16 protein-coding genes and 4 tRNA genes are annotated in these 15,753 nt (G+C 24.3%); 8 read left to right on the top strand and 12 right to left on the bottom strand.

Annotated elements, in window-relative coordinates; genetic code table 4:
- Positions 1-156: 156 nt before the first annotated feature.
- The 4 genes from AACL05_RS04485 (at position 157) to AACL05_RS04470 (ending at position 4,228) form a co-directional block, all read left to right on the top strand.
- Positions 157-357 (top strand): hypothetical protein, encoded by a 201-nt coding sequence (locus tag AACL05_RS04485; protein WP_338960138.1) that lies wholly within the window; start codon positions 157-159, stop codon positions 355-357.
- A 69-nt stretch (positions 358-426) separates the two neighbouring features.
- Positions 427-1,041, top strand: coding sequence for a ribosome biogenesis GTP-binding protein YihA/YsxC (yihA, locus tag AACL05_RS04480; protein ID WP_286640905.1), 615 nt, complete (start codon positions 427-429; stop codon positions 1,039-1,041).
- Between the two features lie 179 nt (positions 1,042-1,220).
- The gene (locus AACL05_RS04475) at positions 1,221-1,721 is read left to right on the top strand and encodes a hypothetical protein (protein WP_338960134.1); all 501 of its coding nucleotides are present in this window, start codon (positions 1,221-1,223) and stop codon (positions 1,719-1,721) included.
- Between the two features lie 215 nt (positions 1,722-1,936).
- On the top strand, positions 1,937-4,228 hold the full coding sequence (locus AACL05_RS04470) for a cation-translocating P-type ATPase (protein WP_338960132.1): 2,292 nt from the start codon (positions 1,937-1,939) through the stop codon (positions 4,226-4,228).
- A 48-nt stretch (positions 4,229-4,276) separates the two neighbouring features.
- Here the strand turns inward: AACL05_RS04470 and AACL05_RS04465 are convergent, their stop codons facing one another.
- Positions 4,277-5,227 carry an IS30 family transposase gene (locus AACL05_RS04465; RefSeq protein ID WP_338960236.1) on the bottom strand — a complete coding sequence of 317 codons (951 nt, stop codon included), beginning with the start codon at positions 5,225-5,227 and terminating at the stop codon, positions 4,277-4,279.
- Positions 5,228-5,490: 263 nt separating this feature from the next.
- On the opposite strand from AACL05_RS04465, the gene AACL05_RS04460 reads away from it, so the two are divergent.
- Complete coding sequence (locus AACL05_RS04460; RefSeq protein ID WP_174480153.1) at positions 5,491-5,646, top strand: hypothetical protein; 156 nt, start codon at positions 5,491-5,493, stop codon at positions 5,644-5,646.
- Between the two features lie 209 nt (positions 5,647-5,855).
- On the opposite strand, the gene AACL05_RS04455 is transcribed toward AACL05_RS04460, so the two are convergent.
- The 6 genes from AACL05_RS04455 to AACL05_RS04430 form a co-directional block, all read right to left on the bottom strand.
- Positions 5,856-6,008, bottom strand: coding sequence for a hypothetical protein (locus tag AACL05_RS04455; protein WP_338960130.1), 153 nt, complete (start codon positions 6,006-6,008; stop codon positions 5,856-5,858).
- A 70-nt stretch (positions 6,009-6,078) separates the two neighbouring features.
- Positions 6,079-6,906, bottom strand: coding sequence for a Cof-type HAD-IIB family hydrolase (locus tag AACL05_RS04450; protein ID WP_338960128.1), 828 nt, complete (start codon positions 6,904-6,906; stop codon positions 6,079-6,081).
- Positions 6,907-7,121: 215 nt separating this feature from the next.
- A tRNA-Leu gene (locus tag AACL05_RS04445) sits at positions 7,122-7,206 on the bottom strand.
- 4 nt (positions 7,207-7,210) lie between these two features.
- Positions 7,211-7,286, bottom strand: a tRNA-Lys gene (locus tag AACL05_RS04440).
- 56 nt (positions 7,287-7,342) lie between these two features.
- Positions 7,343-7,417: transfer RNA gene (locus AACL05_RS04435), tRNA-Glu, on the bottom strand.
- A 24-nt stretch (positions 7,418-7,441) separates the two neighbouring features.
- Positions 7,442-7,516, bottom strand: a tRNA-Asn gene (locus AACL05_RS04430).
- Positions 7,517-7,761: 245 nt separating this feature from the next.
- On the opposite strand from AACL05_RS04430, the gene AACL05_RS04425 reads away from it, so the two are divergent.
- Complete coding sequence (locus AACL05_RS04425) at positions 7,762-8,925, top strand: hypothetical protein (RefSeq protein ID WP_338985766.1); 1,164 nt, start codon at positions 7,762-7,764, stop codon at positions 8,923-8,925.
- Between the two features lie 58 nt (positions 8,926-8,983).
- Positions 8,984-10,144, top strand: a complete 1,161-nt coding sequence (locus tag AACL05_RS04420) for a hypothetical protein (RefSeq protein ID WP_338985764.1) — start codon at positions 8,984-8,986, stop codon at positions 10,142-10,144.
- 77 nt (positions 10,145-10,221) lie between these two features.
- Here AACL05_RS04420 and AACL05_RS04415 read toward each other — a convergent pair whose 3' ends face one another.
- From AACL05_RS04415 to AACL05_RS04395, 5 genes are all read right to left on the bottom strand, one after another.
- Positions 10,222-10,827, bottom strand: coding sequence for a hypothetical protein (locus AACL05_RS04415; RefSeq protein ID WP_338985762.1), 606 nt, complete (start codon positions 10,825-10,827; stop codon positions 10,222-10,224).
- Positions 10,784-11,416, bottom strand: coding sequence for a hypothetical protein (locus AACL05_RS04410; protein ID WP_338960117.1), 633 nt, complete (start codon positions 11,414-11,416; stop codon positions 10,784-10,786). The genes AACL05_RS04415 and AACL05_RS04410 overlap by 44 nt, the downstream gene beginning before the upstream one ends.
- 403 nt (positions 11,417-11,819) lie before the next feature.
- Entirely contained in the window at positions 11,820-12,326 is a 507-nt protein-coding gene (locus AACL05_RS04405; protein WP_338960114.1) for a hypothetical protein, read from the bottom strand.
- Positions 12,327-12,339: 13 nt separating this feature from the next.
- Entirely contained in the window at positions 12,340-13,194 is an 855-nt protein-coding gene (locus tag AACL05_RS04400; protein WP_338960112.1) for a bifunctional 5,10-methylenetetrahydrofolate dehydrogenase/5,10-methenyltetrahydrofolate cyclohydrolase, read from the bottom strand.
- A gap of 21 nt (positions 13,195-13,215) precedes the next feature.
- A complete protein-coding gene (locus tag AACL05_RS04395) occupies positions 13,216-14,703 on the bottom strand; it encodes a TrkH family potassium uptake protein (protein ID WP_338960110.1) in 1,488 nt (495 codons plus the stop codon).
- Positions 14,704-14,869: 166 nt separating this feature from the next.
- On the opposite strand from AACL05_RS04395, the gene AACL05_RS04390 reads away from it, so the two are divergent.
- Positions 14,870-15,703 (top strand): TrkA family potassium uptake protein, encoded by an 834-nt coding sequence (locus AACL05_RS04390; RefSeq protein WP_338960108.1) that lies wholly within the window; start codon positions 14,870-14,872, stop codon positions 15,701-15,703.
- The last annotated feature ends 50 nt before the right edge of the window (positions 15,704-15,753 follow it).

Genomic DNA, 15,753 nt, shown 5'->3' with positions numbered 1-15,753 from the left:
TGACATTTTAACATGTTTCTCTTTAAAAAGATAACTTTTTTTAATTTATATAATTTTAAGAAAAAGATGATTACTATAAAATATTCGAATTTATTTTATGTTATTATTAATTAATGTTACGTGTTACTTTAATAATTAAAATAATAGGAGGTAAACATGAATACATTTGTAATAGTTGGTATTATTATAATAGCTATTGCTATTATTAGTTTTATGTTATTATTTAAAATTATAAAATGACTTGCTATTTATATTATTGTTGGTGGTATCATTTTGGCTGTATTATTTTTTGGTTTTGGTATATGGCCATTAGATAATATTCATTTTACTAATTTTATTAATATTAATAAAAATTAAAATAATAAATAATAATTAGTTTAAATCTTAACTATTAATTATAATATATTTTTGAATAAGAGGTAAAAAATGGAACGAATTAAGCAAGCACAATTTTTAACTAGTGCTATTAAAGAAGAACAATGGCCGCAGGATGAAATTCCTGAATTTTGTTTTGTTGGTCGCAGTAATGTTGGTAAATCAACATTTTTAAATACAATTTGTAATAATGGTAAGTTAGCTAGAGTTTCACAAACACCTGGTAAAACACAAATGCTAAATTTTTTTACAATTAATAATAATATTTGTCGCTTTGTTGATGTTCCTGGCTATGGTTTTGCTAAAGTATCAAATGAAAAAAAAATCCAATTTGCGACAATGATGGATGAATATTTTCAGTCACGAAAAAATTTAAAAGCAGTTTTTTTATTATTAGATTTAAGACATGCACCCAGTAAAGATGATATTGATATGTTGGAATATTTACAACATTATCATTTAAAAATTCATTTAATTGCTACTAAAGTTGATAAAGTGAAAAATAGTCAATTAGTAAAAAATAAAAAATTAATATTATCAACTTTAAAACTTAGCACTAATACTCCTATTATTTTATTTTCTAGTATTAGTAAACAAGGAATTGATTTAGTAATTAGTAAATTAGCAGATGATGTTAATACTAATGAAGTTGAAGTAGAAACTTAATAGTATAATATTTGTTGCTATAAAAAAAGATAAAAGTTGTTTAATATGTATATATTTATTAAAAATATTAATATTCAGTATAGAATAGAATATAATAATAATTAAACTTAATATAAGTTTTTAACTCATTATTTTGATAAAAATAAATGAGTTTTTATTTGAAAGGAAGATTAAAAGAAATGCCTATAAAAAATGAAATTTTACAAAATCTTGAAGCAAAATCAGAAGAAAATGTAGAACAAAAACCTACAAAATGAAAAGAATTTAAAACAAAACATCGAACAACCGCAAAAATTATAAAAGTGACTAAAGGTGTTGCTACTGGTACTGCTGTTGGTGCTTTGTATATTAATCCTATTGCTCAAATGAGCGGTTTAGTTGCTGCTACTGTTGCGGGTGGTGTCAGTGCTGTTAGTAACCGTTCTGAAGAACAATTAGAAACTGATATTATAACTGCTGCTGCTATTGGTGGGATTGCCAATGCTGTAATAACACCTGTTTTTATTCCTGTTGGTGGTGCTATTATTTTTGGCATAGATGCAGCAAAAAAATTTGATGAAAAACAAAGAAGACAAATTGAAGTTGACAATGATAAGTTTGCAGATAAAAAAACCGCTATAAATAATATAGATTCACAAATTGAAGTAAAAATAGAATCAAAGAAAATGGCCAGTTTATAATGAAATTTTAGATTTAAGGTAGTCTATGTTATAATATAAATATATTACTTTTTAATTACTTTTTAAGGTAATAAATCCCCAATAACATGATTGGGGATTTAGTGTTTTTAATATTTTTTAACATTAAAATGTGTATAATTTATTTTTGTATATATTGTGTGTTAAAAAGTAATAAAAAAGATTAAAATATTAAAATTTGAGGAGATGAAGTTAATATGAATAATACAAGTGATATAAATGATAATTTTGTTATTAGTAGAGCAGTACTGTCAGATGTTTCATGTACCTCTTGTGCTAGTGTTATCGAAAGACATTTTACTAAAGAAGATGGTATTACTGTTAGTATCAATTTTGCTACTAAAAAAGCACAATTTAGTTATGAACCTAAGTTTTGAAATGAAAAAAAAATTAAAAAAGCAATGCATCATTTAGGATATGAAATTTGTAAGTTTGAAACTGAGATTAAAGATATAAAAACGAGTCACCAAGTTGATATGAAAGATATTACAGATGATCATAGTAGTCATAGTAGTGAACAACATCAATCTCATATGTCAGAACAACATCATAATCATCAACATAATGTTAAATTACGTGATTTAATTGAACTTATTATTGGTTGAATATTGTTATTACCATTATTATTAATTATGATACCTAATACTTCATTTTTTGATAGTTTACGTAATCCTTATGTTCAACTTGCACTAGCAATTCCAATTCAATTTTATTTTGGTCGTAAATTTTATATTGGTATTTATCGAGAATTAATTAAACAAAAATGACCTGGTATGCATACTTTAGTAGCACTAGGAACAACAACGGCATTTATTTTTTCTATTTATTTAATGATAATTAATAAAACCGAACACTTATATTTTGAAGTTAGTGCTTCAATTATTATGATTGTTTTACTTGGTGATTTAATTAGTGCTGTTGCACAGAAAAGGGCTACTAGTGGCTTAGAAAGTTTAATGTCATTAAAGCCAAAATCAATCTTAAAATATGATTATAATACCAAAACAGAAACTTTTATTAATATTGAAGATGTACAATTAAATGATATTTTAATTATTCGAAAAGGTGAAAATATTCCTACTGATGGTCAATTAATTAGTGAAGAAGCATTTATTAATGAATCAATGTTAACTGGTGAATCGCAAGTTATTACGAAACAAGTTAACCAAAATTTAATTGGTGGAACTAATAATGTTGGTGATAGTTTTAGGATGAAAGCAACTAAAATTGGTAAAGACACAGTATTAGCAAGTATTATTAAGGCAGTTGAAGATGCACAATCTCAGAAACCAAAATTACAAAAATTGGCTGATAAAATTTCTGGGTGATTTACACCAACTGTTATTTTAATTGCCATTTTAGTTTTTCTTATTCGTTATTTTGCAGTAGGTAATGGTGTGCAAGAATCATTAGAAATTGCAATTGCAACTTTAATAATTGCTTGTCCTTGTGCATTAGGAATTGCAACACCATTAGCAGTTGCTGTTGGAATTAATAAAGCAGCAAAAATAGGAATCATTTATAATAAGGCTAGTGCTTTTGAAAAAATTACTAAGATTGATACCATTTGTTTTGATAAAACAGGAACATTAACTACTGGTAATTTGGTTATTACTAAAATTTATGGTCAAGAAAAACATGTTAATAAGGCAATTGCTATGGAAAAGCATTCAACACATCCTTTGGCTTTAGCTTTTTCTTTATATTCTAATACTAATAATGTTGGACAATCATTGACAATTACCGAGGTTAAAGAACAAATTGGTTTTGGTATTAAAGCAAAATATCAAACTGAAGAATTACAAATTTCATCACTTGAAAATTTACAAAAAGCAAAAATGCCATTTAGTCCATTTCTAAAAACATTTGATTTTGAAACAGTTACTCCTAGCCAGAAAGTATTGGCATTAGCAATTAATAAAGTTGTTACTAATATTTTTATTTTAGAAGATGAATTACAAACAAATGCATTATTAACAATTGAAAAAGTTAAAAAACAGGGAATTGAGGTTATTTTAATTAGTGGTGATAATGAATCACAAACACTTGCTATTGCTAATCGCGTTGGGATAGAAACATATTTTGCTAATGTTACACCACAAGGTAAATCACAAATTGTTGCTGATTTACAAGCAAAAGGGAAAAAAGTAGCGTTTGTTGGTGATGGTATTAATGATGTTATTGCCTTAGAACAATCTGATTTAGCAATTGCAATGGGCTCTGGTAGTGATATTGCTAAAAAAATTGGTGATATTACTATTCTTGATAATGATATTAGTATTGTTTATAAGGCTATTGTTTTAACTAAAAAAACTAAAAATAATATTTGAATGAATTTTATTTGAGCATTTAGTTATAATATTATCATTATTCCATTAGCTGCTGCCGGATTTATTATTCCACCGTTGGCTGCAATTGCAATGGCTCTTTCTGATATAACTGTTGTTGGAAATTCATTAATTTTTAAATGAAGAAAATATAAATATTAGATAATATATAAATTAATAATAAATGCTAAATTGTAAAGGTAAGTGCAACTAAATTATTTTTCTATCCAAATATTCGATTGGTGAAAGATAATTTAGTATTTTTCTTGGTCTTTGGTTTAAAGACAATATAAATTTATGAACTTCATTTTTATTAGTTTTTGAAAAAATAAATTTTTTAGGAAATTTTTCTCTAATTAAACCATTAGTATTTTCATTAGTACCTCTTTGTCAAGGTGAATATGGATTGGCAAAATAAATTTTTATATCTAAATTTTTTTCAAGTTGTTGTCAATTTGAAAATTCTTTGCCACGATCAAAAGTAATAGTTTTAACAATGTTTTTAGGAAGAATTGATAAATAATAACTGACATTTTTATTAATAACTTTAGTAGTTCTGTTTTTAACTAATATTGCTAAAGTAAATCGTGATACTCTTTCAACTAAAGTTATTAAACATGATTTGCTTTTACCTCGTGATGATACTATAGTATCTCCTTCTCAATGACCAAGTGTTATACGATCATTAACATTTATATCTCGTTCTTTAATTGATTTACCATTAAACTTGCCACGATTTTCTTTAGATTTTCGTTTTTTACCTTTTCTTCTTAAATTTTTACTAGTAACTTTATCAAGCATTCCAAAATAAATTCAAGTATAAATTGTTTTAAAACTAATAACTCACTCTTTATGAAAATTTTTAATTCTGCCATAAATTTGTTCAGGTGATCAACCTAATAGTAATTTTTGTTGTACATATTTTACTAAATTCTTATTTTTAAACTTATGAAAACTAATATGTGATTGTTTTCGATTTTCAGCTTTATTTTGTGCAATTAATGAAAAATAATGATTATTATCTTTATTTCTATTAATTTCTCGAATAATAGTACTAATACTTCGATTAAGATTTTTAGCTATTTCACTAATTTTAAATTTAAATTTCAATTGATTCTCAATATAAATCCTTTCATCTATGCCAAGATGTTTATAACTCATATAAAAACTCCTTACTTTTTTCTAAACTAAATTTAGCATTATGAAATTTTTATATGAGAATTTTTTGCAATTTTATTTACTTGCACTTACAAGTATAACTCAGCAAATAAAAAAGTACTTTAATTTTTTAAAAGGGGGAATTTAAATGGCTAGACAAAATGAAGAAAAAAAAGCAGAGCTTGATCAAAAGATATCTATTTTACAAAAAATGATAGGTATTATAGAAGAAAAAAAATAATGTTGAACCAAAGCCTGATGAAAAGTTGATTAGAATTAATCAACTGATAATTGATGATTATAAGAACAAACTTTCTCTATTAGTAAAAGAAAGAGAAAATAATGATTGAGAAACAATTAATTTAGAAGATATTGATAAACCATCTACAAGTCAAAATAAATGAAGTTTATCAAAAATATAAAAAAAGTTACCAATTAAGGTAACTTTTTTTATATTTTTAAAAATTAAAACTTACCTTTCTCTATAACCCTACTAGGTAAGTATTTTGATTATACTTTATCATTGTTGATTTGTATAGCAATTTTAGTGTTTTTTTAAAATTTCAATATTTTTTTATATTTAAAAGAGTCAGATTTTAAATCTGACTCTTTTAAGCAATTATCTGTCTATCTATTTGTTTTTGGGATTTTCTTCAGCATTAGCTCATAATGCTGCTGCTTTTCCAAAAGCCTCAGTGTGTTTTAATTCTGGGTGTTCTGCTTTAACCTTTGGCAATATAGTTTTCATAAAAATATTAAAAACAGTAGGTTTTTTTGCTGCCATATTTTCCTTCTCCTTTCACTTTTCTTATATTATTATTATAATATATTTTAATTATTAGTGTGTTAATAAACTATAAGAGTATATTTTTAAAAACATAATTATTAATAATGTATCCAACTCCATGCTCATCATTATTTGGAGCAATAGTTTTACCATATGGTTTTAAAGCAATATTAGCATTTTCCATTACTATTGGATGACCAGATACTTCAAACATTGGTAAATCATTAAATCCATCACCAATCGTTAATGCATCTTTAGTGTCAATATTTAAATGATTACATAATCATTGTAGTGCCGAACCTTTATTAATGTTTTTATTACCAATTGAAAAAACATTTGTATGATATTGAACAATTGTTAAATCTGGAAAGTTAGTTTCAAAACTATTAATGAATTTTGTAATTTTATTAGCCTTTCAATATTTTTCTAAAATAACCATTACTTTTGAGATTGGCATTTTAATATCAGTACTATTAGTTAACTTAATAATTTTAATTTGCAGATTTTCAACTCATGTACTTCAACTATTAGCCGCATGGTTAACATACAAAGTATCAATACTATTAAAATGTAAAATCATTTGTTTATTATATTTGGTTAATCATTCATAAAGTTTAATTGTTATTTCTGAATTTAATTGTTGTAAATAAATTCATTTTTGTTTAGTATATGATCAAATTTCAGCACCATCATTACCAATAATATAACCATCATATTTTTCAGCATTAATCATTTTACCAACACGAATAGCATTTTCACCATATCTACCTGTATTAATTACAACTTTAATATTATTTTTTTGAGCTTTTAAACAAGCATTAAGATTAATTTCACTTAAGGCACTGCCACTATCAAATAAAGTACCATCTACATCAGTAAAAATTATTTTTACCATCAATCATTTCCTGCTTTCTTTTTTTCTATTATTTTATTAATATTATAAAGATAAAATAATAAAATACTATATATTTCCATAGAATAAAATTTCTTAAATTAAAATAAAATATTACGTTTAAAATATAATATTTTATTTTAATTTTTTATTATATAAAAATGTTAAAAAAGAAAAAAACCTTTAATGAAAAACATAAAGGTTAACAAAATAATGTATGGTGCGGAACAAGGGACTTGAACCCTCATGCCTTTCGGCGCCAGAGCCTAAATCTGGTGCGTCTGCCAGTTTCGCCAATTCCGCATTTTGGTGTCCCATATAGGCCTCGAACCTACAACCCTCAGATTAAGAGTCTGATGCTCTGCCAATTGAGCTAACGAGACATCTAGGGGAATAAAAAACAAGTAATTATAATACTTGCAGTCTAAATATTAATTAATGGTGACTCGTACGGGGATCGAACCCGTAATGTAGGAATGAAAATCCTATGTGTTTACCAATTCACCAACGAGCCGTAGAAAACAAGAGTTTAGAATAATGGCGCCCAGTATAGGATTTGAACCTATGACACTTCGATTAACAGTCGAATGCTCTGCCGCTGAGCTAACCGGGCATTTACTAAACCTTAATTATTATATTGAAGAAAAGTATAATTTGCAATAACTAATAAAGTTTTTTTTATTTTTTTCTTGATTACGGCAATGTATATGCTTTATTAATCATTTTTTTAAATTAAATGTAATAATAACTTAAGTATTATTTGTAATAATGAATACTATTAATGGTAAAAATAATTAGAAAGAAGTAAACATAGAAATCATGTAGAATTACATTATCAATATAAAGGGGTTTTAATTTATGAAGTTATTATTAGCAACATTAAGTTTTTTAACATTTGGAACAACTGTAGGAACTTTTGGAAATGTATTAAGTACGAATCTAAGCAAAATAAATAATAGTATTAAAGAAACTTATACTATAATTCCTAATTCATTTAGTTTGAAAAGTGAATTAAGAAAAGAAAAAATGAATACTGATAATATTGATGTTGATATGTTAGATGGAATGACAAAGGCTATTATTCGTTATATGCCAGATACAACAGATTTACCTTTTTTAGTTAAAGAGGTTAATTTGTTTTGACTAAGTAATGATATTAGTCAAATAATAACTAAAAAAGCATTACCTTATAGTAAAAGTTTTGAAAAAAACGGAATAGTTGATAAAGATTTAATTTTAGAAGCAATTAATATTATGAATGGTACTAAGTTTTCTAATAATGATTTAGATGTACTAATTAATCAAGATAATAAAAATATTTCTTTAATAGCAAAAAGTAATAGTCACTTTCAAGGGAAAATAGATATTTTAAATAAGCCAGCAGAATTTTCGGATATTTTTTATGAACAAAATCTTGGAAAAATTTATTTTAATACTGATATGTATGAAAAAAGCACATTCTTACATCCAACAAGTCAATTTGGGAGATTTGCAATAGTTATGGAATATTTAGGAAATCGTAATAAATTAATAAAATTTTATGAAAATGAGATTACATCTGCTTTAACTAGTTCAGCATTAAAAATATATGAGTTAAGTTTTCCCAATTTTAATAATGAAGGAAAGATTGAATTTAGTTTTGCAATTGAAAATATTATGAATTATTCATCATTTAAAGCAAACTTTTTACCATTACCAACAGAAAATAATCGAGTTTTTATTAACTACCAAGGTAAACAACCAAAAAATGATGAAAAAATTGATATTAAGTTAGAAGGATTATATACAGAAAATAATAAAAATAAATTATTTTATGATGTTGTAGTAAAAACACTTGGTAAAAAATTTGCTGATAAGTATAAAGATATTTTATATAATGAATTTCTTATTGAGGGTTTTAATAAAAAATTAAAAACTACAAAAATAACTCCTAAACCAGGATCAAAAATATTTGCTTTTTCAACAAAAGTATCAGAAAGTTATACAGAAATCCCTTATTATAAGTTAAATATTTCATGATAACATAATTAAATTAATATAAATCCCTAAATATTTAAATATAGATTCAGGAGATAAAGTTATGAGAAAAATAATTAGATTTTTTTTAAATTATATTTTGGTTAGTGCAACAACAATAAATGTTATTGCTTGTAGGTGAGGCTGTACTAATAATGATTATGATTTTGCTGATGAAAATGAACAAGATATTTCTGGTAATTATATTGTTCCTGATATCAATAAGAGAATTAATAAAGTAGTAAGTGATCGCATAAATTTTTTTGAAGGCGAAGATGTGGCTAGTTTAAAACAATGATATTTAAAAAATTCGCAAAATTGATTTAGTAAAACTAGTAAAAAATTAAACTTTGTTACTAATTTAGAAGAAAAAATTCAATATGAGGCAAAAAAAGAGTCGATTAATGAATTTAACTTGTTAGCAAAAAATAAGAGTAATTTTACAGACTTTTCTGATTTACAAAATCAAATTAATATTACTAATCTTGGCAAAATTTATACAAATGTTAATTGGGATACATTAATTAATTCATCTACAATAAATGCTACTGAAAAAGCAGAGATAAAAGATAAATTAGTTCGATTTTATAATATATTTGCACAAATTTATGGCAAAAAAAATGTTCTTAAACTTTTATATCGAGTAGCTGAAATTAATAAAAATGGTTTATTTGGCTTTGTTAAATCTGGTTATGTTTATGATTCACAATTTCAAAATTATTCATTAGTTCAAGTTATGGCAATAAATCCAAATTCTCTTAGTAAAAGAATTCAATATTGGCAATATGTTAGTGGTTATAAAGCTTCAAAAAGTATTATTAGAACAATTGTTCATGAATATGGTCATGCTTTAGGTTCTTTTATTCGTTTAAATTTTCAAGGAAAACAAAGAATAAATTCACTTGCAGATAATGATCATAGTAAATGATGAAATAATTATTTTAATTCATCTTATTTATTAAAAAATAATCTAGAAAAAGGAGAAATAACTGATGAAACTAATTATATGATTTCATCATTAGCAAATAGTACAAAAATTAACGATCCAATTTATCAAAAGATTTTAGCATATGGTATTGTGAGAAGTGAATATGGCCGAGAATCACATTTTGATTTATTTGCCGAAGCCTTTGATCAGTGAATAGATACTGAAGAAAGTCAACGTAATATTGCATGAGAAAAATTAGATAATTTTTTTAGAATTGATTTGCCTAAAACATTATAAAAAAAATATGAATTGGAAATTTGAGTTTAGTTAAATACAAGAAAAATAAAATTATGTTATTAAAACCATAATAATTTCTATAATATTTTTTCATTATCTTTAATTTTATTGTTTAAAGTTTTATTATTTAAATAATAGTTATTTATTTCTTTTGGATTAAAAGTTTTAATTTCTTCTTTTCTTAATAAAAGGTGTGGTGAATTTTTAATTTGTTCAGATGTAAATCAAGTAATTTGTTCTTTTGTGAGTATTTGAATTTGCTCACTTGTTAGTGCTTGTATTTGTTCGTTTGTGAGTGCTTGTATTTGGTTTTTTGTAAATACTAGCATTTGTTGTGGCCAAAAATTTTTTATTTGTTCTTCAGTAAATCCTTGTATTTGATATGGCCAAAAAAATGCTGCTATTTGTTTTTCAGTAAATCAAGTAATTTGTAATGGTAAAAATGATTGGGTTTGTAATAGTGTTAGTGTTTGTATTTGCTCACTTGTAAGTGCTTGTATTTGTTTTTCTGTCAATGCTTGAATTTGATTAGTTGTAAATGCTTGTATTTGTATTTTTGTAAGTTTTTTAATTTCTTTTTCTTTAAATAGCGGAATAGGTATTTCTTTATGTTTTAAAATATAATCAGTATGGTTTTTATTAACGTAGTTTATTAGACAACATGTTTTGAGAATTTTTTTCAAATTCTAGCTTATTATTTATTATTTTTCTTGTTTCATTTAATTGTTTACCTATAAAAATTAAAGAATTTTCATTGTAGGGTTTTAATTTTCTTGATTCAAACTCTTCTTGATAAATATTATGATAGTGTTGTAAGTCACTTGAATCCATAATTCTTGCTTGTCCGATAATATATTTTAAAGGGTTACTATCAAAAAACATAGATTCAGCAGCAAATCCAGCTAAATCAATTCGTAATAAGGTATATAAGTCATTATCACTTATATTTTTAATTTGATTTAAAGGTATAAGTTCATCAGATATTGTTCTTCCAAGGTATTGGGAATCTGAACTAATATATTCTAACTTTTGAAATTTATTTTTAAATTTAGAATCTAAAATCATTGTTGTATGTCCTGCTTCATGAATACAAGTAATATCTTGATCATTAGATTGTGTACAATCTGTAATAGATATATTTTTAGGTTTTCAATCTTTAATATTTTCTTTATTATAAATTATTTTAGCATTAATATTTTGAAGTTGATTATTAAAAAGTGGCGTGATTAATAATCATAATTTAAATCAATAATTTGGATTAAAATATTTCATATTTTTGTACTCCTTTTTAAATGTAAAAAAACTCATTTACTTTTAAAATAAAAGCAATGAGTTAAAACTTATAATTTAGTTTCTAATTATTTTTATAACAAATTTTATAATTTTTACATACAATATGATTTATTTTTGATTTAGTGCTTTAATGATTTATATTAATTTAAAAAGTTAAATATGATTGTAAATAAAAGTGCTAAAATTGAAATAAATGATGATCAATTTCTTTTTCATCAATTAGAATTTTTATATTCATAACCTTTAGTAGTAATTTCAGTTTCAGTTTCAACATATTTTATTGTAATTTCATGGTTTCCTTTAAATAATAGTTCTTTTATTAAAGAGTCTGATGAATTTCTAAAAGTAAAACGTAATTTTTTATTTAAAGAAACTTCTTTATTTAAAGTGTCTTTATCTGTTCATCAATATCCAACATCGCTAAATTCTTCTTAATCTTTTTCAAAGGAAGAAATATTGAAATTATTTTTTCTATTTTTGAAGTTCAAACTCTTACAACATAAATTTTATTTTTTGATATTAAATTATTTTTTAAAAGAAATAAGTTTTGATTAAGTTTATTAATAAAATCATTAGTTTTTAAATTATATTCAGTGTTAATATTTATATATTTTTTACTTAAAATATAATCTCAAGCAAAATTATTCATTCCTTTTATTCAATCATCATATAATTTTTGTGTATTAACTTCTATTTTAAAAATAATAGTATTATTTTCATTATGTATTTGATAATCTGAATAATTTTCAGGTTTTAAAAAATGTAAAGGACTATCAAAATAAACACTATTTGTTGAAATAGTTTCTTTTAAAAACTTAAATTTTAATAATTCTAAATTATTTTTTTCAATATTATTTAATCTTTTTTTAATCCAATTTTTCTTTAACATTTAATTTTCCAATTTAATTATATTTATTATTTAATTGATAGCAAATCATTAAATTTTCTAATAACATGGCAATAGTCATTGGTCCAACACCACCAGGCACAGGAGTAATTGCTGAAGCGGTATTTTTCATTATTTCAAAATTAATATCACCAACAACTTTTTTTTCTTTACCTTGATAATTAATTGCTACATCAATAATAACAACATCACGTTTAACTTGACTACTATTAATAATATTATAGATACCAGTAGCACTACAAATGATATCAGCTTCTTTAGTATAAATAGTTAAGTCTTTGGTTAATTTATGAACAATGCTAACAGTTGCTCCCATATTAGTTAATGATAAAGCCAATGGTTTACCAACAATATTACTATCGTTAATGATAGTAATATTTTGTTTAGAAATGGGAATTTGATAGTGATTTAGTAATTTTAAAATACCTTTTACTGTACAAGGCAACATTGCTTTTTTATCACCTTGTAATAATCTTCCGGCATTAATATTTGTTAAACCATCAACATCTTTATTAATAGTAATGCTATTAATAATTGCTAATGTATCTAAATGTTTTGGTAGTGGTAATTGTACTAAAATTCCATCAATATTATTGTCACTATTTAATTGTTCAATTTTATTAATTATTTCTTTTTGTGTTACTGTTGTTGTTAGTGAAAATACTTGTCCATCAATACCACATTCTTGACATGCTTTAATTTTAGTTCGTACGTACATTTGTGATGCTAAATCTTCACCAATAATTATTACTGCTAGTTTAGGTTTGCGATTAGTAATAGTTATTACTTGTGATTTAATTTTTGCTTTAATTTGCTGGGCAATTATTTTACCATCTAAAATTTTTATCATATGTGTTCACCATTTCTTAATTTATCCAATTAATACGTTTTCTTCAACTCTACTTATTGTTGGTTTTGATTTACGATCACTTCAAGCAAGAACAGTAGTTGATACTCCTAATTGTCCCACAAACATGACAAAAATTAAACTAAGTTGACTAAAAATACCTAATTTGGAATTATCAAATAATGAAAGTCCTGTTGTTCCAAAAGCACTTGAAACATCAAAAATTACTTGTGCAAAGGTCATATCAGAATTATCTGTTAAAAAAACATTTTCAATTGTGATAATCATTACTGATACAAAAACTAAAATAAAACCAAGTGTACTGACTATAAATGACATACGAACAGTTTGATTAGGAATTTTACGCTTGAATACAAAAACATCATTACGGCCACGTGCAATATTAAAAATTGTTAAAAGAATAATTGCTAAAGTTGTCGTTCTAATTCCTCCGGCAGTACTTGCTGGTGAAGAACCAATTCACATCATTAATGATTGGATCATTTGTGAGGCAAGGTGAAATTTATTTAAGTCAACTGTATAGTATCCACCATTTCTTGTTGACATTGTATTAAAAAAAACAGCCATAATTGCATCAGATGTCGATAAATTTTTAAAAATGGGCTCTTGCCTTGACGGAGTTATGACATTACGTGAAAAATATTCAATAAACATAACACTATTAACACCCAATATCGCAACTAAAAAATATGTTATTAATGTTAGTTTAGTGAATAAACTAAATCTAAATTTTTTACCATGAGTTTTACTTTTAATTCAATGATATAAATCATAATAAACAGGAAAACCAATACCGCCAATTACAAATTCAATAATAAAAATTCACTGCACAAAATAATCACTCTGAAAAGGTTCTAATGAAGTTATACCAACTATATCAAATCCAGCATTATTAACAGCAGAAATTGAGTGGAAAATTCCCGATCATAATGCTAATAGTATGTGATTATAGTAACCTGTATTATTGTTTAGACCATATTCTATTCCTGAGATAGGCACAAAATAAAAATATAAAAATAAAACAATTGCTCCCAAAAATTCAGTAATTGTCATAACAATAATACCAATTTTTAATACATCAATAGTCGTTCCTAATTTATTAGAACCACGTTCACCTTGCATTAGTAATCTTTCTCTTAAACTAGTATGTCGATTAAATACAAATAAGGATAATATTGCTAGTTTAACTGTAATTAAACCAATACCACCAAATTTAATTAAAATTAAAATAATAAATTGACCAAAGAAAGTAAAATCATTAGCAGTACTTTTTACTGTTAAACCAGTGTCAGAAAACGCACTACTAGCAGTAAAAAGGGCAGGCAAAAAGTTTCATTGTCCTTTTGTTGTGGCAATTGGTGTCATTAAAAGTATTGTTCCAACTAATAAAGTGAAAAAATATAAATTAAACATTTGTCGGGGACGGGTTTTACCAACAAAAATAATTTTAAAAATATTTTTTACACTACGATAATTAACCTTAGATAGCATCAAAAAACTCCTAAAATAACATTTTCTTTTATTATTATACTATACTATAGTCATTTCTATTAAATATTAGTTTTAAATGTAAAATACCAATATTTTAAGAATTAGTTTATAATTTAGTATAATATAATATATTTAAGTAAATATTATTTAAGGAAGAAGGATATAGATGTCTTCATCAGAAAATGATTTTTGTGTCATTGGTTTAGGTAAATTCGGAATTTCAGTTGTTAAAACTTTAGAAGAATTAGGTAAAGTTACATTAGCTATTGATAAAAGAGAAGACCGTTGTCAATTAGTTTCATCAATAGCTTCTGAAACTTTAATTTTAGATTCGACTAATCGTGATGCATTAAATGATGCTGGAATTCATAAAGTGCAAAATATTATTATTGCTATTGGTTCTGATTTAGCAGCTTCAATTGTTACTGCTGTTCATGTTTTAACAATTCATCGTAAACACAATACATTATCATCACTTAATCTTATTGCTAAAGCTGTTGATAGTACTCACCAACTAATTTTAGAAGCAATTGGTATTACTAATATTATTTTATCTGAAACAGAAGCCGGTAAGAAAGCTGCATATCGTGCTATTTGAAAATTAGGAATAGATTTAACTACAGTTGATGAAAAGTACTCAATAGCTAATGTAATTGTTAAAAATACTAAGTTTACAAATAAAAAACTAGAAACTTTAAAAATTCCTAGCAATTATAAAATTAACTTAGTTGCGATTAAACGTCATGGTAAAGTTATTATTCCTAGTAGAAATGAAATATTAATGTTAAATGATGAACTATTATTTATTAGTTCTAATGAAAATATTAATTCTGTTTGTAATGATTTTTCAATTGGTGATACTAATAAAATATTTGAGCCTACTATTATTAAAACGGTAAAGAAAAAGCGTTCATTTTGAAATTGATTCAGAAGAAATAAGAAAAAGAAAAAAAATAAAAAATTAAAGAAAAAGGAAGTTAAGAAAGAAAAAAAACACTAATAAAAAAACAAAATTAATTATAAAAAAATTGTTTTTTATTTTTAGAAATA

Origin of the sequence: Spiroplasma endosymbiont of Thecophora atra, assembly GCF_964019735.1 — a bacterium.
GTDB lineage: Bacteria > Bacillota_I > Bacilli_A > Mycoplasmatales > VBWQ01 > Spiroplasma_E > Spiroplasma_E ixodetis_A.
This window is presented reverse-complemented; position numbering and strand designations above follow the sequence as displayed.